Raw genomic sequence first — 25,996 nt, forward strand, 5'->3', positions numbered from 1 at the left:
CTAATGATATTTATTAAATATTTTAGTTGCTTCATTATAGGCACTTTCAAATGCCATTGGGTTTACATTGCAATCAGCTTTTATAGTAGTGAAATAACTTAACATCTTCTCAGTTGGCATATTTCCTGTTAATTCATCTTTGGCCATTGGGCACCCCCCAAAACCTTGTATAGCACCGTCAAATCTAAAACAACCAGCTTTGTATGCAGCATCTATTTTTTCATGCCACAACGCGGGGGTTGTATGTAAATGAGCTCCAAACTCAATATGGGGATAATGAGGGATTAAATTTGAAAACAAATAGTCAATGATATCGGGTGTTGAGGAACCTACCGTATCGCTTAATGATAAGATTTTAACACCCATGGCTGATAATTTTTCGGTCCAATCTGCTACAATCTCAACATTCCAAGGGTCTCCGTAGGGATTACCGAAACCCATTGATAAATAAGCAACTACTTGTTTATCGTTTGCATTGGCCAAATTAAGAATTTCTTTCAAAATATCAAGCGATTGGGCAATAGTTTTATGGGTGTTTCGCATTTGGAAGTTTTCCGAAATGGAAAAAGGATACCCTAAATAATCAATTTCTGGGTGTTTTACTGCATCCTCTGCCCCTCGAACATTGGCAACAATTGACAATAATTTACTATCGGTTTTAGAAAGGTCTAGCTGCGAGAGCACTTCGGCTGTATCCTTCATTTGTGGAATTGCCTTGGGCGAAACAAAACTTCCGAAATCTATAGTATCAAAGCCACACCGCAATAGCGACTGTATATATTGAACCTTACTTTGAGTTGGCACCCAATCCTTTATCCCTTGCATGGCGTCTCTAGGACACTCTATTAGTTTGATTTTTTGCATTACTTCAAAGATAATAGATTTTAAAATGCAATCTCAAGCTTTTTATAATTCTGACTATGGAATTAAAATAAAAATGGCTATACCGATAAAAACTACTACCTGCAACCACTTTAAAACTATACCAACTGATTTATGCTTCAATATATAAGATGAAATACTACCTGCTAGAAAAGCTATTAATCCAAAAACCAAAAATGAAACTACCATAAAAATAATACCTAAAATATAAAATTGACTTACGGTATTTTCAGTTTCATTCCAGAGAAAAGCTGGAAAGAAAGCTAGAAAGAAAATCATTACTTTAGGATTCACCAAATTCATAATAACCCCTTGTTTAAATAGTTGACCATTTGTTTTTGTTGGTGTTCTATTTGTTTTTCCTTCTGAAGCAACAGGAACGGCAATTGTTGCATCACTTTTAAAAACAACGTAAGCTAAATACAGTAAATACAGAGCACCTAGCACCTTAACTCCATAAAATAAAGCTGGGGAAGTTGTAATAATTGCTGAAAGACCAAAAGCTAAAAAAGTAGTATGCACAATACAACCTGTAACCAAACCCGCAGTAGTAGCAATTCCGCTTTTTACTCCATTAACCAACGATTGCGTTAACACATAGATATTGTCTGGTCCTGGTGAAAATGCCAAAGCCACGGTAGCTAATGCAAAAGATAGTAGGTTTTCTATCATAAAGGTTATTGGTCTAAAATAGCCTTGTTTATATCTTTAATCAATTGGGGGCCTTCGTATATAAAACCAGTGTACAACTGTACCAAGCTTGCACCAGCTTCTAGTTTTTCCAAAGCATCTTCAGGGCTATGGATCCCTCCTACTCCAATTATTGGAAAACCTTTCTTACTTTTTTCTGAAAGAAAACGAATCACTTCAGTAGAGCGGTTTGTTAATGGTTTACCACTCAAACCTCCCATTTCGGTTTTGTTTTCTGAAACAAGACCTTCTCTTGAAATAGTTGTATTGGTTGCAATAATCCCATCTATTTTTGTTTCTGAAACAATGTCTATAATATCCAACAATTGTCCGTCTGTCAAATCTGGGGCTATTTTCAACAATATTGGCTTGACTTCAACTCCTCTTAACTTAAAGAATTCTTCTCTTTTTAAAACAAGTGTTTTAAGTAGTTTTGTTAATGGTTCTTTATCTTGTAATGCTCTTAAATTTGGCGTGTTTGGTGAACTTACATTTACCACAAAATAATCTACATAATCAAAGAGAGCCTCAAAGCAGGTTACATAATCATCAACTGCATTTTCATTGGGTGTCACCTTGTTTTTACCTATGTTTCCACCAATAAGTACATGACCTCGCTCAGCCACTGGGTAGTTTTTTTTAAGCTTTTCAACCGCTTCTTTTACCCCACCATTGTTAAATCCCATTCTATTGATAATCGCACTATCTTTCTTTAAACGGAACAACCGTTTTTTAGAGTTTCCTTCTTGGGGTTTTGGGGTAACGGTGCCTATCTCAATAAACCCAAAGCCTAAATTTGAAAGCTCCTTGTACAATTTAGCATCTTTATCAAAACCAGCTGCTAATCCCACTGGATTAGGAAATTTAAGTCCGAAGACCTCCCGCTCCAATCTTTTATCGTTTACTTTATAAGTATTTCGAAAAGCTCCACCAAATCCTATTTTGTGGAAAAAGCGAATCATTTTAAAAGTAAAGTGGTGTACTTTTTCAGGATCAGATTGAAAAAGAATTGGACGGATTATAGATTTGTACATAGATAAAAGGAATATGCGGCAAAAATAGCAAGAAAGAATGTAATGGTTATTTTGATTATGCTTTAATTTGTAATGCAAAAAAGAAAAATTATGATAGATAAACAACACCTTATTGATCGCTTTTTCAGCTACGTTACTGTTGATACGGAAAGTGACCCAGAAAGCGACAGCACGCCTAGCACCGAAAAACAATGGAATCTTGCCAATGCATTGGCCAAAGAGTTAAAACAGATTGGCCTAGAAGACGTTACCATAGACGATAACGCTTATATTATGGCAACCCTACCTTCAAATGTGAATCACGAAGTTCCTACTATCGGGTTTGTATCACATTTTGACACATCGCCAGACTTTACTGGTGCCAATGTGAATCCGCAGATTGTTGAAAATTATGATGGAAAGGACATCGTTTTAAACGCTGATAAGAATATAATTCTCTCACCAGACGAGTTTGATGACCTTCTACTTTATAAAGGGCAAACATTAATCACTACAGATGGTACTACCTTATTAGGTGCAGATGATAAAGCGGGAGTTGCTGAAATTGTTTCAGCTATGGAATATTTAGTAAATCATCCCGAAATAAAACACGGAAAAATACGAGTTGGCTTTACTCCCGATGAAGAAATTGGCCGTGGTGCTCATAAATTTGATGTGGAAAAGTTTGGTGCTGAATGGGCTTACACCATGGACGGTAGCCAAATTGGTGAATTAGAATATGAAAATTTCAATGCTGCTGGAGCCGTTGTAAATGTTAAAGGTAAAATTGTTCATCCTGGAACAGCCAAGGGAAAAATGATTAACAGTATGTACATTGCAACAGATTATATTAACTCATTACCTAGAATGGAAACACCCGAACATACAGAAGGTCGCGAAGGTTTTTTCCATCTACAGAGTGTAAATGGAGAAGTAGACGGCACAAAGCTACAGTATATTATACGGGATCACGATAAAGACCATTTTGAAGCTCGAAAAGAAATGATGGTTAAATTAGCAGATGAAATTAATGCTCAGCACGAAAAAGAATTGATTACGATTGAAATAAAAGATCAATACTTTAATATGCGTGAAAAAATTGAACCTGTAATGCACATAGTTGACCTTGCCGAAGAAGCAATGAAGAAAGCAAGCATTAAACCTATTATTAAACCCATTAGAGGCGGTACAGATGGTTCTCAACTAAGCTTTATGGGCTTGCCTTGCCCCAATATTTTTGCTGGCGGACACAACTTCCACGGTCGTTATGAATATGTACCGGTAGAGAATATGCAAAAGGCTATAGAAGTAATTGTAAACATTGCTCAATTGCTAGCAGAAAAGGAAAAATAAAAAGAAGCAAAAACGACCGTATTTGGGGCTGAGCGGAGTCGAAGCCACAAATAACGTGAACAAACAAAAAACCCCACAACAATTGAAGTTGTGGGGTTTTTATATTCAGTTAAGATAAAACTATTTCTTTTCCTTCTTTGCAGGAGTCTGAGGAGCATTTAACTTTTCGCTCATCTCCATAGAAAGGGCAGAACGCTCAAATTTCATTTTACCAGCACCAGTTTCGATAATACAGGTACCATCATCATTTAAGTCTAAAATTTTACCATGCATTCCGCTTTTGGTGATTACCTTATCCCCTTTTTTAATTTCTTTAGCAAACTTTTTTTCTTGTTTTTGCTTTTTCATTTGCGGACGTATTAAAAAAAGATACATCACTGCAAACAATAAGATAATAGGGAGAAAGCCTTGAATTTGTTCCATAAAAATAGTCTATTCTTTTAATTTATAAATTAGCTTGTTTTAAGCATATTTTGACCTTCACCACCATTGTTAGGCGTTACAAAGGCTTTAATTTTTAAGGTCTCTTTTCCTTTTTCAGTATTAGCAACAATAGTTACAGTTTTACTAACTTGGTTAACACCACTACCATCGTATTTAACTAGAAGTGTTCCATCTTCACCAGGTGCAATTGCTTCTTTTGAATATTCTGGTACAGTACAACCACAGCTACTTGTAGCATTAACTATTACCAAAGGAGCATCGCCAGTGTTAGTGAACTTAAATTCGTGCTCTACTTTCTCGCCTTTAGCAATAGTTCCAAAGTCAAAGTCTGTTTTGTCAAATTTCATTACCGGAAATTTAGATGCATCTGCATCACGGTCTGCAGCTGCTGCTACATTTTCTTCATTTACTTTATCTGAAGCTTTTTCTTTACATGATGTAAATGCAAAAGCAGATAATACAGCTAAAATTAAAATCGATTTTTTCATAGTATATATATATTTTATGTTTAAGCGCCGCTAAAATACTTATTTTTTTACTTCTATTGAAGGCCTCGGCCCATTTTATTAAGCTTCCCTTCTTTAGTATACTCTTTTACCAGTTTATCCAGTATTCCATTAATAAAGCTACTACTTTTAGGTGTTGAGTACTCTTTCGATATTTCAAGACACTCATTAATAGTGGCACGCTCCGGAATAGAAGGAAAATACAGGAATTCAGATATACCTATTTTAAGGATAATCATATCAATATCTGCAATACGATCTTTATCCCAATTTGGTGTTTTGCCGTCTATTTCATTATCTAGCTTTTCATTGTTCAGTACTACTTTCCGAAGTAGTTTTAAAGCAAACTCTCGGTCATCATCATTTTTATACAATGATGGAACCAAAATAGTAGCTACATTTTTTTCTGAAATTTTAGAGAGCATTTTCACCATTGCTGTATTCACCAATGGAAAATCATCCAACCACGTTAAGCGTTTATCTTCCAAATAGTCGTAAAGCTTTTCGTCGGGAGCTACTACTTCTTTATAAAACTTAACAATAAAATCCCTATCCTCTTTAAATGAAACTTCCTTTTTGGAAATATACTCTTGATAAAAATCTTTCTCTTTTAATGCATTGAATATAATATTGATATATTCATTGTCATCTTGCCAATAATTCAGTTTTTTATTCTTCAGTATTTCAGCAAGTTCTGGATTTGCTTCAATTAGCTGAATCACCGTATTATCAACAAAATTACGATTGGGATTTTTTTCTTCGGCTGTTGCCAGATGTTTTTGTTGCGATTTCTGAAGGAAGTTTTCAGCATGATCCTTTACTTCAACCATTAATTGAAGCAGCAAAACATACAAGTCTTGCATTTGATCCATGCTGTACAATAGAAATTTTTCCTGCTTGTCAAGGTCTTGGTGTTCACTTTGAAAAAAAGCGTAAGTTGATTGTAAAACTTTGACTCTAATATGTCTTCTTGTGAGCATATTTTAAAATAAAGAACATTTATAAATAAACAACGCACAAGCTTATTCTTGTGCGTTGCAAATATACTATTTTAATATAGTTAAAAACTACATTTTCTCTTTTCTTGCCGCTATTCTAGCGTTTGCCATATCAAAGGCTGCTTGGTGTGTAGTAACATCTTTACTCTCAGCATTCTTTAATATTTCGAGTGTCGTGTTGAAGATATTTTCGGTCTTACGGATTATCTCTTGACGACCGTAGTTTTCCAACTCGGCATATACATTTATAATACCACCGGCATTAATTAAAAAGTCTGGTGCATAAACGATACCTTTTTCACGTAACTGTAAACCGTGTTTTTGCTCTTCGGCTAACTGGTTGTTAGCTGCTCCTGCAATCACTTTAGCTTTAAGTTGGTTTATGGTTTGGTCGTTTACGGTTGCTCCAAGGGCACAAGGTGCATAAATATCCATTTCTTCTGCATAGATATTATCGCCTTCATAGATAGTTGCACTATACTTATCGCGAACTTCTTCCAAACGTTCTTGGTTAATATCTGTAATATACACTTTAGCTCCCTCGTTAGTAAGGTTTTCTACCAAAGCTTCTCCTACATTTCCAATTCCTTGAACATATACTACACGATCTTCTAATATGTCAGATCCGAAAGCATACTTTGCAGCTGCTTTCATACCCATAAACACACCATACGCAGTAATTGGAGATGGATTTCCTGCTCCACCTAACGTTTCAGAAATACCTGTAACATAAGGTGTCACTGAACGTACAAGATCCATATCGCCTGTTGTCATCCCAATATCTTCCGCTGTTATGTACTTACCACTTAATGAGTGAACAAACTCACCAAAGCGTTTCATTAGTTCTGGTGTTTTTTGCGTTTTAGCATCACCAATAATCACAGCTTTTCCTCCTCCTAAGTTTAACCCAGTAATAGCAGATTTAAAAGTCATACCTCGAGATAGGCGAAGCACATCGTTCAAGGCTTCCCATTCACTCGTGTATTGCCACATTCTAGTACCTCCAAGTGCAGGTCCTAAAACCGTATTGTGGATACCAATTATTGCTTTTAATCCTGTATCTTTGTCGTTGCAAAAAACGATTTGCTCGTGATTGTCGAAAGACATTTGCCCGAAAACAGGGTCTACTTTTTGAAGTTCATTTGTATTTAATACTTCAGTCACCATAATATTTTTGTTTTTTATGCATCCCTTAAAAAGGACGTGCAAAAATACGAGTTTATTGATAATCACACAAAGAATTTATAGCTAAAAGAAGAATTTGTTAATAAATTTCAGACCATTAAATGAAAGAGCTACAATATCTCAATCAATATTTTATAAAATACCGAGGCCGTCTTTTGGCGGGGCTTTTAATTACAATAGCCGCAACTATTTTCACTATTGTTGTCCCAAAAAAAATTGGGGATTCTGTAGATGTGGTTCGTGCTTATATAAATGATGATATTACAGATCTTGCATATGTAAAGAGTGAGTTGCTACAAAACATTCTATTAATTGTTGGCGCCACGTTACTTTCGGCTTTTTTCACGTTCTTAATGCGACAAACAATTATTGTTGTCTCACGGCATGTAGAATACGACCTTAAAAACAGAATATTTCAGCAATACGAACGACTTTCACTGAGTTTTTACAAACAAAATAGAACAGGTGATTTAATGAACCGTATTAGTGAAGATGTGTCTAAGGTGCGCTTATATGTGGGTCCTGCAGTGATGTATAGCACTAGAACAATAACGCTTTTTGTGGTAGCTATAAGCTATATGTTTTACACCGCTCCCGTACTTACAGCATACGCCGTGGCTCCATTACCCATACTTTCAGTGCTTATTTATAAATTAAGTGTTGAAATAAACAAAAAAAGTACAGCTGTTCAACAATACCTATCAAAACTCACCTCCTTTACTCAAGAAAGTTTTAGCGGGGTGGCTGTAATTAAAGCCTACGGAATTGAACCACGAACTAATGAAAATTTTGCTGATTTAGCTGAAGGTAGCCGCGAAAAAAACATAGACCTAGCTAAGGTACAAGCACTTTTTTTCCCGTTGATGATTTTATTGATTGGTGCCAGTAATATTTTGGTGATTTATATAGGTGGACAACGTTTTATAGATGGAAAAATTGAAGTAGGAACGATTGTCGAGTTTTTAATTTATGTAAATATGCTAACGTGGCCCGTAGCGGTTGTAGGCTTTGTAAGCTCGATGATACAACGTGCAGAAGCTTCGCAAAAACGAATTAATGAATTTTTAAGTGAAGAACCAGAGATTACAAATCAAACTGCAAAAGAAACTCCTATTCGCGGAAAAATAGCGTTTGAAAATTTATCTTACACCTATCCAGATACCAATATCACGGCTTTAAAAAATGTTTCATTTACTGTAAATCCAGGAGAAACTCTTTCTATAATTGGGCATACAGGCTCTGGTAAATCGACCATACTTGAGTTGATTGGTCGATTGTATGATGTACAACAAGGCTCATTAAAAATTGACGATATCCCTGTTAAACAACTAAACTTAGATAATTTACGAGGCAGCATTGGTTATGTTCCTCAAGATGCATTTCTATTTAGCGACAGTATTAAAAACAACATTCGCTTTGGTAAAGAAGAGGCCGATGAAGCTGAAGTTATTCAAGCTGCTAAAAGAGCTGCCGTGCACAAAAATATAATAGGTTTTAGTAAAGGATATGATACGGTTTTAGGAGAACGTGGTATTACCCTTAGTGGTGGGCAAAAGCAAAGAGTATCTATAGCCCGTGCAATTATTAAGGATCCACAAATACTATTATTTGATGATTGCCTCTCTGCAGTAGATACTGAAACGGAAGAAGAAATCTTAAATAATTTGCACGAAATTTCCCAAGATAAAACAACGATTATTGTAAGTCACCGAATTTCTTCAGCCAAGAATGCTGACAAAACAATCGTATTAGATGAAGGGAAAATAATTCAGCAAGGCACTCATAATCAACTTATAAAAGAAGAAGGGTACTATAAAGAATTGTATGCAAAACAACTTTCAGAAAAAGAAATGTAATGAATACTTGTCATATATCTATTTTTTTTAGATTTTTGGAAAAACTTAACAAAAATTAAAACTAATGAGCGAGCAGCATACGATGGAGCAAGAAGAAATACAGTCTAAAGTGATGCGAGCGGGAAGACGCACGTATTTTTTTGATGTAAGAGCTACAAAAGCAGGAGATTATTACCTAACAATAACCGAAAGCAAGAAGTTTACAAACGACGATGGATCGTACCATTATAAGAAGCATAAAATTTATTTGTATAAAGAAGATTTTCAAGACTTTAGAGACAATCTTGAGGAAATGACCGATTTTATCATTAATGAGAAAGGTGAAGAAGTAATTAGCGAACGTCACCAAAAAAATTATAAAAAAGATGAGGAAGAAGAAACCAATCAAGTGGATTCTGCAGCCTCTGATTTTACCGATGTAAGTTTTGACGATATATAAACAAACTCAGGTTTAAAAATATATTAAAAGCCGTCCCTACAACAGGGGCGGTTTTATTTTTTAAACTTAAATTTCACTATTTTGCAACCGTGAAAATAGCCATAGTTATACTAAATTGGAATGGAAAGCAACTGCTAGAAACTTTTCTACCTTCTGTATTGTCATTTTCTAAAGAAGCAACAGTTTATGTAGCTGATAATGCCTCGACTGATGATTCAGTTTCATTTCTTACAGAAAACTTTCCTGAAGTTAACATTATACAAAATAATACAAACGGCGGATATGCCAAAGGCTATAACGAAGCTCTTAAAAATCTAGAAGAAGATATTTTTGTATTGCTAAACAGTGACGTAGAAGTAACCCAAAACTGGCTCTCCCCTATTGCAGAAGCTTTTAAAACAACCCCTAACCTTGTCGCTGCACAACCTAAAATACTCGACTATAAAAATAAAGACTATTTTGAATATGCTGGTGCAGCCGGTGGATATATTGACAAACTAGGATATCCTTTTTGTAGGGGCCGTATTTTTAATACTATTGAAAAGGATACAGGTCAATATAATGACGAGAAAACAATTTTTTGGGCCAGTGGCGCCTGCTTGTTTATAAAAAAAGATGTTTTTGAAAAAGCTAATGGTTTTGATGAAGACTTTTTTGCACACCAAGAGGAAATCGATCTTTGTTGGAGGTTGCAAAGTAATGGAGGAGTAATTAAATATATAGGAACTTCAAAAGTATATCATGTGGGTGGTGCAACACTCGCTACTGAGAATCCAAAAAAAACGTTTTATAATTTCAGAAACACCTTACTTATGTTACTTAAAAACATAAAAGGTCCAAAGGTTTTTTTCATACTTTTAATCAGGATGCTTTTAGATGGTTTAGCTGCAATCCAATTTTTAATACAAGGGAAATTTAAGCACATTGGAGCAATTTTTAAAGCACACTTAAGTTTTTACACTCTTTTTTATACTTTTCTGAAAAAGAGAAAATTATACGCTTCTAATTTTAAATATTTCAACAAAAAATCTGTTGTTTGGTCTTATTTTGCCCGAAATAAGCGACGTTTTAACGACCTCTGATAAATTTTACTTAAAGTATTGTTAATCGTTACTACGCTACTCTTGCTTTTAATAATTTTGGGTAACAATTTAAACAAGATAATTATGAAAAAAATATTGATTCTGGCTGCTTGCTCTGGTCTTCTGTTTACTTCGTGTGTTTCAAAAAAGAAATATGCTGACTTACAGGACAAGCATGAAAAAACACAAGATTTATTGAACACTGCAACCGTAAAACTTAACGATTGCCTTTCCGAAAAATCGGGATTAGAAGCATCAAACAACTCTCTAAGAAGCCAAGTAGCATCATTAAATGCTACGAATGGTGATTTAATTAAGCAAATTGGTGACTTTACAGATCTAACAAGAAAAGGTGCTTCAAACTTAGAAAAATCATTAGAAAGTTTAAAAGAGAAAGATCTTACCATACGTAAGTTACAAGATGCCGTTACTCGTCGTGACTCTGTAAACCTTGCATTAGTTCAAAGCTTAAAAGGTGCCATTGGTAACTTAGATGATGAGGACATTGAAATAAGTGTTGAAAAAGGAGTAGTTTTTGTTAATATTTCGGACAAGTTATTGTTCCGAAGTGGAAGCTACCAAATTACTAGTAAAGCCCGTCAGGTACTTGGAAAAGTAGCTACTGTTGTTAAGGCGAAACCAGATTTTGAATTTTTAGTTGAAGGTCACACAGATACTGATCCTATTAGTACAGGATGTATTCAAGATAACTGGGATTTAAGTGTACTTCGTGCTACAGCTGTAGTAAGAACACTACAAGATGACTTTGGCGTTGCTCCAGCTCGTATGACAGCTGGTGGACGTAGTGAGTATGTTCCTTTAGCTGGTAATGACACATCTGATGGTAAATCTAAAAACCGTAGAACGCGAATTGTAGTATTACCTAAAATCGATCAATTTTATAATATGATCGAAGATGGATTAAAAGACCCAAAAATTAACTAAGGTTACAAAATCTTAAAATAATTTAAAACCCGGCAAGTTGCCGGGTTTTTTTAGCTACATTAGTAATAACAATGAAACAAGAAGAAAATATCATTGAAAAATTTTATCAAGCTTTTGAGCATTTAGATGCTGAGCGCATGGTAGAAACATATCACGACGATGTAACTTTTGAAGATCCCGCTTTCGGGATATTACGGGGAGAAAAAGCAAAAAATATGTGGCGCATGTTGTGTAGTTCGCAACAAGGAAAAGATTTTAAAATAAAAACTACGCATATAGAATACACACCTGAAAAAGGAACAGCCCGTTGGGAAGCCTATTATACCTTCGGAAAAAAAGGCAGAAAAGTGCACAATGTTATCAATGCCAAATTTGAATTTAAAGACGGGAAGATTATCAACCATCTAGATAGCTTTAATCTCTATAAATGGTCTAAACAATCTATGGGTGTTACTGGTTTTTTATTAGGCTGGACAGCTTTTTTTAAGAAGAAATTAAATAAACAAACCAACATACGACTCACCGAGTTTGAAGAAAAAAACAATAAGAAATAAAACCATGGAATCAATAACAACCAATTGGACACGAGAAGAATTAAAAGCTTATATCTTATTATATTGTGCGCACGCAGATTTTATTGAAACCAAAGAAGAAGTAGACTATATAAAATCTAAAGTAAGCAATGTCGATTATAAAAAAATTCACAATGAATTTGAGAAAGACAGTGATTATGAAAGTGTTCAAAAAATTGAATACACAATAGAAAAGTACAACTACACCAAAAAGGAAATAGACTCCTTATTCAAGCGCATTAAAGAGCTTTTTTATATAGATGATGAATTCACTGCAGCCGAACAAAGTATTTTTATTGGCCTTAAACATTTATTAGGGGATAATTAAATTTCCAAGCTTCCTTTTCCTTCCCGTATCAATACAGGTTCGTCACCTGTTAAATCAATAACGGTTGAAGGTACGTTATCTCCATAACCACCATCAACCACTACGTCTACTAATTTCTCCCACTTTTCAAAAATAAGCTCAGGATCGGTTGTATACTCTATCACTTCATCTTCATCTTTTATGGATGTTGAAACAATCGGATTTCCTAACTCTCTTACTATAGCACGGGTTATATTATTATTTGGCACCCGTATTCCCACTTCTTTTTTCTTTTTAAAAACAGTAGGAAGATTATTGTTCCCAGGTAGTATAAATGTGTAAGGCCCTGGCAATGCTCGTTTTAAAATTTTAAATGTAGAGGTGTTAATTTGTCGAACGTAATCTGATAGGTTGCTTAAATCTTCACAAACAAAAGAAAAATTAGCCTTTTCAAGCTTTACTCCTTTTAACTGAGCAACCCGTTCTAAAGCCCTATTATCTGTAATATCGCATCCTAATGCGTACACAGTATCACTAGGGTAAATAACCAAACCTCCATCCCTAATTATTTTTACAATTCTTTTTACTTCTTTTGGGTTTGGGTTGTCTTCGTATAATTTGATAAATTCTGCCATAGTACCATTTTTAGGGTATTATAAAAATACTTTTATTCTTCTTATATTCAAAATATTATTAATTATCACATTAAAAAAATTAGATAATAAGTTATATACAATGTCTTAGTAAATTAAGCGTTGTATGTTAGTAATACCTTGAAACAGTTTTTATATGAAGCGAAGCTTTCTTACTACTATCTTTTTAACACTGAGCCTATTTTTCATGGCTTGTAGTGATGAAAACAAACCTACTTTTGAAGATGAACAAACATTGGATGAGGAAACCCAACTAAATGTTTCATACGGCGACAATCCACAACAAAAGTATGATCTCTACCTACCAGAAGGACGTTCTTCTGAAAAAACGAAAGTAATCATACTTATTCACGGTGGGGGCTGGATAGATGGTGATAAGGAAGATATGAGTGAGTATATACCAATTCTGAAAGAAAAGCACCCAGACCACGCCATAGTAAATATAAACTATGTATTAGCAAACCCACCTTCAACACCAGCTTTTCCTAATCAATTTTTAGACTTAGGCCAAGTAATTAATAAATTGACACAAGAAAGTGAAGAACTGGAACTGCTTCCCGAATTTGGCTTAATTGGCGCAAGTGCTGGAGCACATATCGCCTTGCAGTACGATTATGTGTATGATACAGACGATAAAGTAAAAATGGTTTGTGATATTGTAGGTCCAACAGATTTTACTGATCCGTTTTATACTGAAAACCCAAATTTTCAAGTATTACTTAATGCTTTGGTAGATGAATCTGCTTACCCTCAAAATAGTAATATTGCCGAACTTATAAGCCCTGCTTTACAAGTAACTAAAAGTAGCAGTCCTACCATACTTTTTTATGGTGATAAAGATCCTTTAGTTCCCTTAAGTAATGGTGAAAAATTACAGACAATACTATCGGACAATATGATTTCTAATAGTTTTACAGTATATGAAGGAGGGCATGGAGATTGGAGCCAAGCTTCTAATATTGATTTACAAGATCAATTAACATCTTTTATAACAGAATATTTACCTATAGAATAAAAAAGGCTTATGCTTATTAAGAAGAAAGAACTTCCAGTTTGGCGAAGCGGAGCAACAATTTTTTTAGACCTCCATTGTCAAACTGGATTTCTGCTTTAGTATCGGCTCCTTTTCCTTCTATAGAAAGTATTTTTCCTTTTCCAAAACGTACATGTGCTACCATAGTTCCTACATCAAGGCTGGCTGCTTTAGGGTCAAAATTTTTGTCGGTATCACTAGAAACGGGCTTTAACCTTCTTAGTTTTTGTAATTGAGCTTCAGATGGTCCTTTTGGTGGTGTTCCAGCTTTCGGTTTATTAAGTCGTAGTTTACTTTTGTCCACCTCATCGAAAATATCAGCATCAATAAGGGTTTTAAAACGATTTTCAGTTTTTGGAGTCAGGTATTCTAAAAAACTTTCATCAATTTCTTCAATAAATCGACTAGGTTCAGCATCAATCAGTTTTCCCCAACGATATCTAGATTGCGTATAGGTTAAATAAGCTTGTTTCTCTGCCCGTGTTAGAGCTACATAAAACAGTCGGCGCTCCTCCTCCAGTTCGGCACGACTATTCATATTCATACCACTAGGAAACAGATCCTCCTCCATCCCTACAATATAAACGTATGGAAACTCAAGACCTTTTGCTAAATGCACGGTCATAAGCGCTACTTTATCATCATCTCCTTTCTCATTATCTAGATCAGTTGCTAAAGCTACATCTTCAAGAAATTCAGCTAAGGAACCCGTTGTATCTGCTAACTCTTTTTGTTCTTCCACAAAATCGCGCATTCCGTTTAATAGCTCTTCAATATTTTCTATACGCGCTATACCTTCAGGAGTTCCATCTTTTTTCAACTCTTGAAGCAATCCTGTTTTTTTAGCTACATGTTCTGCAACTTGAAATGCATCTTGATTTTTATTAAAAATCTGAAAGCTTTGAATCATCGTTACAAAGTCTTCGAGCTTACCTTGTGTGCCTTTATTAATTTTTAAATTAATCTTATCTAGGTTTTGCATCACTTCGAAAATAGAACGATTGTAATGGTTAGCTGCAACCGTAAGTCTTTCCATAGTAGTCTGCCCTATTCCTCTAGCGGGATAATTAATAACGCGCTTTAAAGCTTCTTCGTCCTTAGGGTTTAAAATAAGACGCAAATAAGCAATTACGTCTTTAATCTCTTTCCGTTGGTAAAAACTAAGTCCGCCGTAAATTCTATAGGGAATATCACGTTTTCGCAATGCATCTTCAATAGCTCTCGATTGTGCATTGGTACGGTATAAAACAGCAAAATTATCATGGTTTAATTGATTATTCATCGCTGTTTCAAAAATGGAACTGGCTACAAAGCGACCTTCATCACCATCGGTCATCGTACGATTTACCTTTATTTTATTTCCTTCATCATTGGCGGTCCAGACTATTTTATCAAGTCGGGTTTTATTTTTTTCAATAATGCTATTAGCTGCATTTACAATGTTTTTTGTAGACCGGTAGTTTTGTTCTAACCGATACATTTTAACATCGTCATAATCCTTCTGAAAATTTAAAATGTTATTAATATTTGCTCCTCTAAAAGCATAAATACTTTGTGCATCATCACCTACCACACAAATGTTTTGAAACCGATCACTCAAAGCCTTTACTATTAGATACTGACTGTGGTTGGTATCTTGGTACTCATCTACTAAGATGTATCGAAACCGGTTTTGGTAATGCATCAACACATCGGGAAAACGAGTAAGTAGTTCGTTTGTTTTTAGTAACAGGTCATCAAAATCCATCGCTCCTGCTTTAAAGCAACGCTCCACATAATTATTATAAATATCTCCTAAACGTGGCATTTTAGCCATAGCGTCGGCTTCCATCAATTCAGCATTATTAAAATAAGCTTTAACGGTTATTAAGCTATTTTTATAAGAAGAAATACGTGAATACACCTGTTTGTATTTATATACATCTTTATCCAGCTGCATTTCTTTAATAACAGCACGAATTACACTGTGTGAATCTTGGGTGTCGTAGATAGTAAAATTTGAAGGGTACCCTAACCGATGTCCTTCGAAGCGTAGAATTTTCGCAAAAACACTATGAAAAGTCCCCATCCACAAGTTTTTAGCTTCACTACTTCCAACAATTTGGGAAATTCGGCCTTTCATTTCTCGTGCTGCTTTATTAGTAAAAGTCAACGACAAAATATTAAAAGGATCGACCCCTTGCGACATTAGATAGGCAATTCGGTATGTAAGTACACGCGTTTTGCCAGAACCGGCACCGGCAATAACAATCATGGCACCATCTTTTTGTAATACTGGCGCACGCTGTGCTTCATTTAACTGTTGAAGATATTCTTGCAAATCTATTTGTTTTTCTGAAATTTTCCGAAGCTGAAAAATACTTAAAATCAATTAAAACCATACGCGCTTTTCCTATAATTTATAAACAAAAGGGTCTCTTGTCTTTTCTGCAAAAACAAGTATCTTTAGTTTTTAAAAGCATTATAAATTTAGTTGCTTTCATATAACTTCATAAATTATTTTTATTAATGGATTCCATTTTAGAATTTATAAAATCAATTCCTTGGTGGGCTTGGGTACTTGTTGTTTTGGTATTAGTTGCTATAAAGGATATATTTTTCAGTAAAAAACATACCATTCTACACAACTTTCCTCTTGTTGGCCATTTTAGATATATGCTAGAAAGTATTGGCCCTGAACTTAGGCAATATATAGTAGCTAATAATCGAGAAGAACTTCCTTTTAATCGTATTGAGCGAGGCTGGATTTATGCCTCGGCAAAAAATGAAAACAATTATGAAGGGTTTGGTACCGATAGGGACATTTATGAACCTAACTACATTTTTGTAAACAATGCCATGCTTCCCTATAAATTAAAAAAAGGGCATCCAAATGTAAATGACCCCTACTTTTTACCTTGTGCTAAGGTGATGGGGGAAGGAAGAAGAAAAAAACCGTACAGACCAGCATCGGTAATTAATGTTTCGGCTATGAGTTTTGGATCGCTTTCAGCCAGAGCAGTAGAATCTTTAAATCGAGGCTGTGCTTTTGCAAGCGCATATCACAATACGGGAGAAGGAGGCTTGTCTCCTTATCATAAAACAGGAAGCGACGTTGTTTTTCACTTTGGTACTGGTTATTTTGGAGTTAGGGACGAAAATGGAGATTTTTCTATGGAAAAAATGATCCAACTCGTTAACGAAAACCCACAGGTACGCGCCATTGAAGTAAAACTATCGCAAGGTGCAAAACCTGGTAAGGGCGGTGTTTTACCTGGATCAAAAATAACTGCTGAAATTGCTGAAATTCGACACGTACCCATGGGGAAAGATGTAATTTCACCACCATCACATACTGCTTTTGAAGACATTGAAGGGTTAATTGATTTTGTTGAAGATATTGCAGAAGCTACCGGACTTCCAGTTGGAATTAAATCTGCTGTAGGAAAACTGGATGACTGGAAAAAGCTTGCTGAATTGATGGAAAAAACTAATAAAGGTCCCGATTTCATAACAGTTGATGGTGGCGAAGGAGGAACAGGTGCTGCCCCGCCTAGTTTTGCAGATCACGTAGCATTACCTTGGATTTTTGGCTTTGCAGAAGTATATCAAATTTTCAAAAAACATGACCTATGCGATCGTATTGTTTTTATAGGCAGTGGTAAATTAGGTTTTCCTGCTCGTGCAGTAATGGCTTTTTCATTAGGTGTAGATTGTATTAATGTTGCTCGTGAAGCCATGCTCTCTATTGGTTGCATACAAGCACAGCAATGTCATAATAACACTTGTCCCAGTGGAGTGGCTACACAAAATAAGTGGTTGCAACGAGGCATTAATATTGATGATAAATCTGTTAGAACACATTTCTATTTTAAAAATTTCAGAAAAGAATTTCTTGAGATGACACACGCTTGTGGTTACGAACATCCCTGCCAACTCACAATGGACGATGTAGAAATTACCTTAGGTGATCGAAATTTGATGAAAAATCTTGCTCAAACTTTTACGTACGTAAAAAATGTGGTTCCTTTTAATAGTATGCAAGAATTACAGGATAGTCCTCACTTAGGTGGTAATTATCATAGGAAAGAAGAAAAGAAGAATGTAAAAGATATGAAAAAGAAAAACAAGGTTCGGTATTAATTTTTATTTTTATCACCAAAACACCCATCAATGGAAATAGAACAGCTTATAAGTTACGTGGCCTTTTTACTACCAGCTATTGTAGTTGGTATTGTTGCCTATTATTTTTTTAAAGGTCACACTGCTAATGAAGAAGGCCGACGCAGATATTTAATACAAAAAGAAGCCCAAAATAAATTACTCCCTACGCGACTGCAAGCCTACGAACGGCTAACACTTTTACTAGAACGGATTGACCCAAACAAATTGCTAGTAAGGGTAAAACCTTATTCGGAAAGTGTGGAAGATTATGAAAAATTATTAATAAAAAATATTGAACAAGAGTTTGAACATAATATTACTCAACAAATTTATGTTTCTCTGGAGTGTTGGAATTTAATACAAGCTGCAAAAAACGCCACTATTCACGTGATACGACAAGGAGCCATGCATGAGAACGAAAATACAGCAAACACGATGCAAGAGTGGGTATTACGCCATTTTATGGAAGAAGTAACTCCTTCACAAAAAGCTCTTACATATGTTAAAAAGGAAGTTGGAGAGTTATTTTAACCACTTAAGGTTCAAATAGTCCATTCCTAATTGCATACAAGACTAAGCCAATTCTGTTTTTTAAATTAAGTTTTTCATAAATGGAGTCACGGTACCCTTCAATGGTTTTGGGGCTCAAAAACATTTTTTCGGCAATTTCTTTATAGGTCATTTCGGTACAAGCATGTTTTATAAACTCTACTTCCCGTTCTTTTAACTGTACCGCTGTTTCATCTTTAGTTAGCGAACCTATTAACAACTTTGAAATGGTATTGGTATGGTAATATCCTTTCTCGATAACTTGATTAAGGGCTTCTTCCAAAATTTCTTTTTTGGTGTCTTTCATTAAATATCCCTTTGCTCCAGCCCGTAACATTTTTAAAATGGTAGTTTCATTCTCCTCAACCGATAATGCTAATACTTTTACTTGAGGGAACTTATCATTTAAAACCTTAGTAGTTTCGATACCATTCAACAAAGGCATATTAATATCCATTAACACCACATCGGGAATATTACTAGGTATTTTAAGCTTATCTATAAAATCTTGTCCATTTTTGCATAAGTACAACACTTCAAAGTTTTCAAATTCGCGAACCAAACCACCTATTGCCTCGAGCAATAAAGTGTGGTCATCTACAACAACAACTTTGTTTTTCATAGATCTAATTTACGTAAATATTTACCATTCAGAGTATTAAAAACCATCAAGTTTATCCGAATTATATTTATAATTAAGTTTTAAAGCAGTTCCTTTATCTTTTTCTGAAGTAATATTAAGCTCTGCTCCAATCACTTTTGCTCTGTTTTTCATATTTTTCATGCCAATTCCTGAAAAATCGGCATCACTTGCAAAACCAACCCCATTGTCTTGAGCTGAAATTACAAGTTGATCTGCTTTATAATCTACTTCGACATTTAAATTTGAGGCTTTGGAGTGCTTAATAGTATTTGAGAAAAACTCCTGCAAAATCCTAAAGATAATAACCTCTTTTTCACTATCTATTTCATATTGTTTACCAGACACCAAAATGTAAGATTTTATAAATTCCAACCGGTTAAAGCGTTCTATTTCCATACTAAGGGCTTCAACTAGATCAAGGCTTTTTAAAGCTTCGGGGTTTATCAATTTTGAAAGAGTACGCAGCTCGTGAATGCCTTTCCCTATGGTATCTGCCACTTCATCTAAAGTTTCTGGTCGGGTTTTAGCCATCTGTGCCTGTATCTTAGCCAATGTCATCAATTGACCTATGTTGTCATGAAGCTCCCAACTTATGTTTCGTAGTGTTTCTTCACGGATTTCAATCTGGGTTTCCGAAAGTTCTTTCTCAAATGCTTTTTTGGTCCGTTCCTGTTCTTCAAGTAATTTGTTTTTCCGGCGAACAAAAACAGTAAATAGGGTAATTATAACCGCTACTAAAAGCAGTAGAATTAAAACCGAAACTAACCCCGCTATCTCTTTTTGGTCCATACAAAACCTATTATAAAACAACTGTTCATAATAATAATCAAGATACGTTGTACATTGTAAAGTGTTACAAAAACATCTTCATAATTGGAAAAAAATTCCCTTGATATCTTTATAGGAATGTATCCTACATAAAATAATAACAAACCAATACTTATCCAAAAAAGAAGATCTTCCTTTATATATAATATTCTTGAATCTGACAGTATTTCAATATAATATAAAATTATACAAAAAATAACTAAACAAGCTCCTACGATGTAGGCAATCATCTGATTTTCGGAAATAAAATTAGCAGTCAATATATTTATAAACGAAGCTGCCAAGAAGATACCAATACAATATACTATCCATCTTTTGTATGTCTTACTCCTTATAAAACTCCAAAATACATAGTATAAATACAAAAAGTAGATAAAATTATAAACATTATACTGTACTACATTTATACCATACAACCTATAGACATATATTGCAATAATGTCATTTAATATAGTGTATACCAATATCCACGCAAAATATTTTAAAACCGTGTGCTTGTACTTGTCATAAAAAAGGATTGCCGTTATTGCAGCAATCCCTTCAAAAGACAATAATATATATTGAAATACGCTATTGAAAAGTTCATCCACTTTTAATATACTATTTAATTACCACTAAAATCATCACTTCCATGAGGTGGTGGAACCAAGGCTGATTCGTTTAAAATTAAGCTTATATCTTTACCACTACCTCCTTGAAACACTGGATTTAACAGTAACATTTTAGAACCAAAACCAGGAGTCCCCTGTTGTTCTGTACCGTTACCTCTTTTACGTAATTTACTGTTAGACCTTTTTACAATATCTTGAACTGACACAGCTGTACGGTTTCCATTATCATCTACTCGAATAAAGAAACCAAGTTCTTTTCCATTAAAATCGGTAGTTGGTAACAAAAAGAACGAATTATGTCGTGCATATTTTGCATTACCCTCACCATCTTCAGCCGGATAATTAGAAAAATAAAACCGTAGCCCCTTAATTTCTACTTTTGCCATTTTTGCTTCATCTTCTATAAAATCCATGTAATGTTTCATGGTTTCATATGTGTATTGACCATAACGAGTTGGATGAAATTCCTGGGTACTATCTTCCGCTTCTTCAAAATCGGTAATGATAGGAACTCGCCGTTTTGTGTAACTATCGTACATGGTTTTAGCTTGCTGTATAGAGATAACCTGTTTTGGTGGCCCATCGTAGTCAGCTCCGTCATCATCTGTCTTATCTGGCACTCCTTCACAGGCAATTAGACTTCCTGCCATTACTAAAAGGAATAGAAACTTTCTTACAATTTTGTGTGATGTTTTCATAGTTTGATTGTTGTTAGTTTAAATAAAATTAAGTTTAATTCTCTAAAATTAAAAGGCTTGTAAAAGCCTGCTAAAAGTAAAGTTACTATAAAAACCTGTTTATCAGTACTGTATTTTTATTCAAAGAAGAAAAAAGGGGTAAAATCCCCTTGAAGATGGGGTAAAAGCTCTTTTAAAAAACAACTACTCTGTATCCTTTATTTCGTTAAGTTCTTTATTCTTCATTTTGGCATATTTAAACCCGCTTTCCCACCATTGAGTCATTTTTTCTTTGTTAAATATTAGGGAATTAGTGGTTAGCACGGTTGGAGTATAGTATAAATTTATAATTGCGTCATGGTTACCCGCAACAAACTTACCAATACGAATGTTTTGCTTCTCTACCCTATCTAACATAAAAGAGTGCATATTAGTTAATAGCGAAAAGGGATTCTTTGAAGGTAATCGATTATAATATGTCACTTCGGTTTCTAGAATAACTACATCGACTGTTGTAGCTCCTCGATTTATAGCTTCCTCAATAGGAACCATACTCCCAAACCCTCCATCGGCATACTCACAGCCATCTTTCTGTACCAAACTCATAAAAGGTACATAATTACAAGAAACCCAAATCCAATCACAAAAATCATTGTAGTTAAAATCTTTGATAGACTTGTATTCCACTTGGTTTAAAGAAAGATTAGAAACCGTAACCACAACTTCTTTTCCAGATTCTTTTAATTGATTGAATTCTGCTTCAGTAAAGGTCTTTTTAATAAGTTTCCTTAAATTTTGACTCTCCCCAAATGTTTTACTTCCGCGTAGCATATTTCTTAATACACTAAAATGATCAATACCAATTTCCATACTGCCAAACTTCCCTTTTTTAACACGGAAAGGACGGATGCTAAAAATATTATTTTGATTTACAGAAGTATATATCTCTTTAATCTTTTCAATTTTGGAAAGTGCCAAATGAGAAATAAGTAAACTTCCAGTAGAAGTACCCACAAAAATATCGTAATCGTGATGCTGTTCTTCCATTAAGTATTGAGCCACCCCGCCGGCAAATGCTCCTTTACTTCCTCCTCCTGAAATTACTAGTGCGCGCATAAATTTGGTTTACATAAAAGTAGCAATTGCTTTTTATTCTGAAAGTTTTGCTTGTAAAAATTCCTTTTCTTTTTCTGAAACTTCTGGTAAAAACATTTTGAATTGTTCTTTGTATTCTGAATTTTCTAATAAAGCATCCAAAATTGATCTAGCAAACTTTTTAAATCGCCAATTAGGATGTACTGAAGCATTTACAAGGTTTTTCAACACTTCATCTGTATAAATCTGAAGTTCATTACAATACTCTAATGCTTTTTGCCTAACTTCAAAACTATACTGGTTTGATGTGTACCCAATTAATTCTGAAACAAATTGTTGTTTGTTTTCGGCTTCATACCCTTCAGTAACCATTGCTAACACCAACCATAACTGACGCACATTTTTATTCTGAAACCCAACTACTCCTTTCATTTTATTGAGATAATCCGCTTTTTTCTTCGGAAAATTTAACCAAAGGTTATATAAAGCTGCCTCTTGGGTTACATATGATTCATCTTTTAACAGCGATTCATACTCAGCTTGTAATTCTTTTGGAATAGTGCCCAACGTACTTGCTACAGCTTGCCTAACATATAAATTATCACTTTTAAGCGCTTTTTTATACAAAGGCAATGTTTGTACTATAGGTTCTCCCGAAAGTTGGTAAACAGCCTCCTGACCAATAAAATCGTTTGGTGCCGTCAAGGTAAAAGACAATTCATTTTTCTTTTCAGAAAACGGGTTATTACGCAAAGCGGAAATTTCAAAATACGATTTCATAAAACTAGATTGCGATAAATAATCTAGCGCTTGTTCTGCTTTAAAAGCACTTTGTTGCAACCAATCTGCTTCCCATCCTGAAATATCAATTTCAGTCACTTTGTTTACTTCCGCTAAAAAATCATCGGTTGAAACATTTTTGAACTGATACGTTTCTAAATAATTTTTAATCGCGGTTTTAAAAGGCTCATCCCCTATTTTCTGTCTTAAAAGCGTCAACGCCCACGCTCCTTTTTCATAAAACGTTAACGAACTCGCTTTCGGGTTTAACAACTTTTCTCCTTTTCCAGAATCGCTTAATTCCTTCAACTGCTCTGCCGAATTGTACAGTTTCCAATAATAATAGTCATCTCCAAAAACCTTCCGTTCTGCTAATTGCGCAAAATAGGTAGCAAAACCTTCTTGCAGCCAATGGTGGGTGCCGCTCGTTTCGGTAATTAGATTCCCAAACCATTGATGTGCCAATTCGTGTGCATTGACGTTTACGTAGTTTCTATCTGCAAATCCAGTGGAATCGACCACAAAAGCTTCAGAAAAAATGGTCGCGGTTGTATTTTCCATTCCAGCGTACAGAAAATCCCGCACCGGAACTTGCTTATAATTTTGCCACGGATACGGTACGCCAATTTCAGATTCTAGGAAATCAAAAATCTGTTGGGTATAACGATACGTAGGCTCTACTTTATCAGCATCTTCTGGTTTATAATATAATTCAATAGGAACACCGGATTGTGAACTAATCGTTTTCTTATCAAAATCACCAATAGCAAAAGCTACCAAATAGCTCGCCATAGGGTGTTGCATATCAAAATGCCAATACTCCAAACTATCTTTTTGCTTCTTCTCTAAAAGTTTCCCGTTGGCAATCACTGCCTTATTTTTTGAAGCAGCAATCGTAAGATTAAACTCCAGCTTATCATTCATATCATCAATACTTGGCAACCAATTCGATGTATACTTACCTTGTCCTTGCGTCCAAATTTGATTTCCTGTAAAGTACAGCGTCTGCTTTGGAGTTGCGGTGTATGAAAATGTAACATCGTAGGTTTTATCTTTTCTGAAATTTCCCGTGAGCCAAACCTTCTTTTCGGAAGTAGAAACTTGTAATCTTTTTGATTTCACATCAAAAACCTCCATATCGATAGCATCTAAGTACACCGAATCTGTTTTCTGAAGAATTTTAAATTGATACGAAACTGTTCCTTTTACGTTTTCTTCAGAAGCATTCGGAATAATTTCAGCAGTAACTGATACAAAATCAACTAGATCTGTTTGTTGCGCATTTCCGAAAAAACTAATGAGTAATGCAATAAAGGTGATTCTTTTAATCATGAAAAAATAGTATGAGTTTTGATTTTAAAGTAATGGCAAAATACAAATTCCATTGATTATAATGATGATTTTACACCAGTCATGCCGAGAAGGAACGACGAGTGATCGCATTCGAGTAAAATTCTAAGGTTTTCAAATAAAACAATACATGAATAGTAGCATGCAACAAGCAGGGTGTGATCTCTCCTACCGTCGAGATGACTGTAATCATAAATTTGCAAAAGGGTCGAAAACAATTCCCTCCAAATTTGTATTTTCGTGATATGAACGGCGGCTTTCTACAAACTCCAATCGATTATTTAAAAGGCGTAGGACCTAACCGAGCCGATTTGCTCAAAAAAGAATTGGGCATTCATACCTTTCAAGATTTATTAAACCTTTTCCCAAACCGCTATTTAGACCGCACCAAATACTACAAAATAGCAGAGTTACAACGCAACAGTGCCGAAGTGCAAGTGGTAGGAAAAGTAATTCATTTAAAAACCGTTGAACAAAAACGAGGCAAACGATTAGTCGCTACGTTTACAGATGGAAATTCAAAAATGGAATTGGTTTGGTTTCGAGGACACAAATGGATTCGGGAAAATGTAAAAATCAACCTTCCATATGTGATTTTTGGGAAAACAAATTGGTACAACGGTACGTTTTCCATGCCGCATCCAGAAATGGAATTAGTTTCAAAACATAAAGAAGGGGTTCGTTCTGCCATGCAACCCATTTACCCTTCAACCGAAAAACTATCAAAAAGCGGAATTACCAATAAAGTTATCATCGGGTTATTGCAACAATTGTTCACAGAACTGAAAGGAAATTTTTCTGAAACGCTTTCAAAAACCATTCTCGATTCGTTAAAATTAGTATCAAAAAGTACCGCACTTTTAAACATACATTTCCCACAAAGTCCAGAGCTTTTAGCACGCTCTCAATACCGGTTAAAATTTGAAGAATTATTTTACATTCAGCTACAATTACTTCGGAAAAACTTACAACATAAAAGTAAAATTAGAGGCTATCCTTTTGAAGAAATAGGAGAGAATTTTAACACGTTTTACAACCACCATTTACCCTTCGAATTAACCAATGCGCAAAAGCGAGTTGTCAAAGAAATTAGGAATGATTTAGGTAGCAATGCACAAATGAACCGGTTGTTACAAGGAGATGTAGGAAGTGGAAAGACCATTGTTGCGCTCATGTCAATGTTAATAGCTATTGACAACGGTTTTCAAGCCTGCTTAATGGCTCCTACTGAAATTCTGTCAGTCCAACACTATAACGGGTTATTAGAATTATGTAAAAAACTAAACACCAGTATAGAACTGTTAACAGGTTCAACTAAAACTTCAAAACGAAGAGAAATTCATGAAAAACTAAAAAATGGCG

25 protein-coding genes are annotated in these 25,996 nt (G+C 34.8%); 11 read left to right on the forward strand and 14 right to left on the reverse strand.

Going from position 1 to position 25,996, the window contains the following annotated elements:
• The 3 genes from AACZ92_RS09140 to AACZ92_RS09150 are packed head-to-tail and all read right to left on the reverse strand — an operon-like array spanning position 1 to position 2,606.
• Complete coding sequence (locus AACZ92_RS09140) at positions 1-864, reverse strand: hydroxymethylglutaryl-CoA lyase (protein ID WP_339700089.1); 864 nt, start codon at positions 862-864, stop codon at positions 1-3.
• Between the two features lie 54 nt (positions 865-918).
• Positions 919-1,554, reverse strand: a complete 636-nt coding sequence (locus tag AACZ92_RS09145; RefSeq protein ID WP_339700091.1) for a LysE family translocator — start codon at positions 1,552-1,554, stop codon at positions 919-921.
• Between the two features lie 5 nt (positions 1,555-1,559).
• Complete coding sequence (locus AACZ92_RS09150; protein ID WP_339700094.1) at positions 1,560-2,606, reverse strand: quinone-dependent dihydroorotate dehydrogenase; 1,047 nt, start codon at positions 2,604-2,606, stop codon at positions 1,560-1,562.
• A gap of 90 nt (positions 2,607-2,696) precedes the next feature.
• Here AACZ92_RS09150 and pepT point away from each other — a divergent pair, with 90 nt between their 5' ends.
• Positions 2,697-3,938, forward strand: coding sequence for a peptidase T (pepT, locus tag AACZ92_RS09155; RefSeq protein WP_339700097.1), 1,242 nt, complete (start codon positions 2,697-2,699; stop codon positions 3,936-3,938).
• 120 nt (positions 3,939-4,058) lie between these two features.
• Here the strand turns inward: pepT and yajC are convergent, their stop codons facing one another.
• From yajC to AACZ92_RS09175, 4 genes are all read right to left on the reverse strand, one after another.
• On the reverse strand, positions 4,059-4,361 hold the full coding sequence (gene yajC / locus AACZ92_RS09160) for a preprotein translocase subunit YajC (RefSeq protein ID WP_339700100.1): 303 nt from the start codon (positions 4,359-4,361) through the stop codon (positions 4,059-4,061).
• Positions 4,362-4,390: 29 nt separating this feature from the next.
• The gene (locus tag AACZ92_RS09165; protein WP_339700103.1) at positions 4,391-4,870 is read right to left on the reverse strand and encodes a DUF1573 domain-containing protein; all 480 of its coding nucleotides are present in this window, start codon (positions 4,868-4,870) and stop codon (positions 4,391-4,393) included.
• Positions 4,871-4,923: 53 nt separating this feature from the next.
• Positions 4,924-5,868: a transcription antitermination factor NusB gene (nusB, locus tag AACZ92_RS09170; RefSeq protein WP_339700105.1), complete on the reverse strand. Its 945-nt coding sequence runs from the start codon at positions 5,866-5,868 to the stop codon at positions 4,924-4,926.
• Positions 5,869-5,955: 87 nt separating this feature from the next.
• Complete coding sequence (locus tag AACZ92_RS09175) at positions 5,956-7,053, reverse strand: Glu/Leu/Phe/Val dehydrogenase (RefSeq protein WP_339700108.1); 1,098 nt, start codon at positions 7,051-7,053, stop codon at positions 5,956-5,958.
• A 119-nt stretch (positions 7,054-7,172) separates the two neighbouring features.
• Here AACZ92_RS09175 and AACZ92_RS09180 point away from each other — a divergent pair, with 119 nt between their 5' ends.
• The 6 genes from AACZ92_RS09180 to AACZ92_RS09205 all read left to right on the forward strand — a co-directional run bounded on the left by AACZ92_RS09180 (position 7,173) and on the right by AACZ92_RS09205 (position 12,293).
• A complete protein-coding gene (locus AACZ92_RS09180; RefSeq protein ID WP_339700110.1) occupies positions 7,173-8,927 on the forward strand; it encodes an ABC transporter ATP-binding protein in 1,755 nt (584 codons plus the stop codon).
• A gap of 64 nt (positions 8,928-8,991) precedes the next feature.
• Entirely contained in the window at positions 8,992-9,366 is a 375-nt protein-coding gene (locus AACZ92_RS09185) for a PUR family DNA/RNA-binding protein (RefSeq protein ID WP_339700113.1), read from the forward strand.
• Positions 9,367-9,455: 89 nt separating this feature from the next.
• A complete protein-coding gene (locus AACZ92_RS09190; protein ID WP_339700116.1) occupies positions 9,456-10,448 on the forward strand; it encodes a glycosyltransferase family 2 protein in 993 nt (330 codons plus the stop codon).
• 84 nt (positions 10,449-10,532) lie between these two features.
• Positions 10,533-11,393 carry an OmpA family protein gene (locus AACZ92_RS09195; RefSeq protein WP_339700119.1) on the forward strand — a complete coding sequence of 287 codons (861 nt, stop codon included), beginning with the start codon at positions 10,533-10,535 and terminating at the stop codon, positions 11,391-11,393.
• A 71-nt stretch (positions 11,394-11,464) separates the two neighbouring features.
• Positions 11,465-11,947 carry a nuclear transport factor 2 family protein gene (locus AACZ92_RS09200; RefSeq protein ID WP_339700122.1) on the forward strand — a complete coding sequence of 161 codons (483 nt, stop codon included), beginning with the start codon at positions 11,465-11,467 and terminating at the stop codon, positions 11,945-11,947.
• Positions 11,948-11,951: 4 nt separating this feature from the next.
• The gene (locus AACZ92_RS09205; RefSeq protein ID WP_339700124.1) at positions 11,952-12,293 is read left to right on the forward strand and encodes a hypothetical protein; all 342 of its coding nucleotides are present in this window, start codon (positions 11,952-11,954) and stop codon (positions 12,291-12,293) included.
• Here the strand turns inward: AACZ92_RS09205 and AACZ92_RS09210 are convergent.
• Complete coding sequence (locus AACZ92_RS09210) at positions 12,290-12,907, reverse strand: L-threonylcarbamoyladenylate synthase (RefSeq protein ID WP_339700127.1); 618 nt, start codon at positions 12,905-12,907, stop codon at positions 12,290-12,292. The genes AACZ92_RS09205 and AACZ92_RS09210 overlap by 4 nt on opposite strands.
• A 154-nt stretch (positions 12,908-13,061) precedes the next feature.
• Between AACZ92_RS09210 and AACZ92_RS09215 the strand changes: the two genes are divergently transcribed.
• Complete coding sequence (locus tag AACZ92_RS09215; protein WP_339700130.1) at positions 13,062-13,940, forward strand: alpha/beta hydrolase; 879 nt, start codon at positions 13,062-13,064, stop codon at positions 13,938-13,940.
• Between the two features lie 16 nt (positions 13,941-13,956).
• Here AACZ92_RS09215 and AACZ92_RS09220 read toward each other — a convergent pair whose 3' ends face one another.
• On the reverse strand, positions 13,957-16,278 hold the full coding sequence (locus tag AACZ92_RS09220) for a UvrD-helicase domain-containing protein (RefSeq protein ID WP_339700158.1): 2,322 nt from the start codon (positions 16,276-16,278) through the stop codon (positions 13,957-13,959).
• Between the two features lie 188 nt (positions 16,279-16,466).
• Here AACZ92_RS09220 and AACZ92_RS09225 point away from each other — a divergent pair, with 188 nt between their 5' ends.
• Positions 16,467-18,080, forward strand: coding sequence for an FMN-binding glutamate synthase family protein (locus AACZ92_RS09225; RefSeq protein WP_339700133.1), 1,614 nt, complete (start codon positions 16,467-16,469; stop codon positions 18,078-18,080).
• 30 nt (positions 18,081-18,110) lie between these two features.
• Positions 18,111-18,632 (forward strand): hypothetical protein, encoded by a 522-nt coding sequence (locus AACZ92_RS09230; protein ID WP_339700136.1) that lies wholly within the window; start codon positions 18,111-18,113, stop codon positions 18,630-18,632.
• 4 nt (positions 18,633-18,636) lie between these two features.
• On the opposite strand, the gene AACZ92_RS09235 is transcribed toward AACZ92_RS09230, so the two are convergent.
• The 5 genes from AACZ92_RS09235 to AACZ92_RS09255 all read right to left on the reverse strand — a co-directional run bounded on the left by AACZ92_RS09235 (position 18,637) and on the right by AACZ92_RS09255 (position 24,616).
• Positions 18,637-19,272: a response regulator transcription factor gene (locus AACZ92_RS09235; RefSeq protein WP_339700139.1), complete on the reverse strand. Its 636-nt coding sequence runs from the start codon at positions 19,270-19,272 to the stop codon at positions 18,637-18,639.
• Between the two features lie 36 nt (positions 19,273-19,308).
• The gene (locus tag AACZ92_RS09240) at positions 19,309-20,082 is read right to left on the reverse strand and encodes an ATP-binding protein (RefSeq protein WP_339700142.1); all 774 of its coding nucleotides are present in this window, start codon (positions 20,080-20,082) and stop codon (positions 19,309-19,311) included.
• A 643-nt stretch (positions 20,083-20,725) separates the two neighbouring features.
• Positions 20,726-21,430 carry a hypothetical protein gene (locus AACZ92_RS09245; RefSeq protein WP_339700145.1) on the reverse strand — a complete coding sequence of 235 codons (705 nt, stop codon included), beginning with the start codon at positions 21,428-21,430 and terminating at the stop codon, positions 20,726-20,728.
• 183 nt (positions 21,431-21,613) lie between these two features.
• On the reverse strand, positions 21,614-22,525 hold the full coding sequence (locus AACZ92_RS09250; RefSeq protein ID WP_339700148.1) for a patatin-like phospholipase family protein: 912 nt from the start codon (positions 22,523-22,525) through the stop codon (positions 21,614-21,616).
• 33 nt (positions 22,526-22,558) lie between these two features.
• Entirely contained in the window at positions 22,559-24,616 is a 2,058-nt protein-coding gene (locus AACZ92_RS09255; RefSeq protein ID WP_339700151.1) for a M1 family aminopeptidase, read from the reverse strand.
• Between the two features lie 263 nt (positions 24,617-24,879).
• Between AACZ92_RS09255 and AACZ92_RS09260 the strand changes: the two genes are divergently transcribed.
• On the forward strand, positions 24,880-25,996 hold a 1,117-nt coding region (locus tag AACZ92_RS09260), incomplete at its 3' end, for a DEAD/DEAH box helicase (protein WP_339700155.1).

The organism is uncultured Marixanthomonas sp., assembly GCF_963974425.1.
In the GTDB taxonomy this organism is placed as follows: Bacteria; Bacteroidota; Bacteroidia; order Flavobacteriales; family Flavobacteriaceae; genus Marixanthomonas.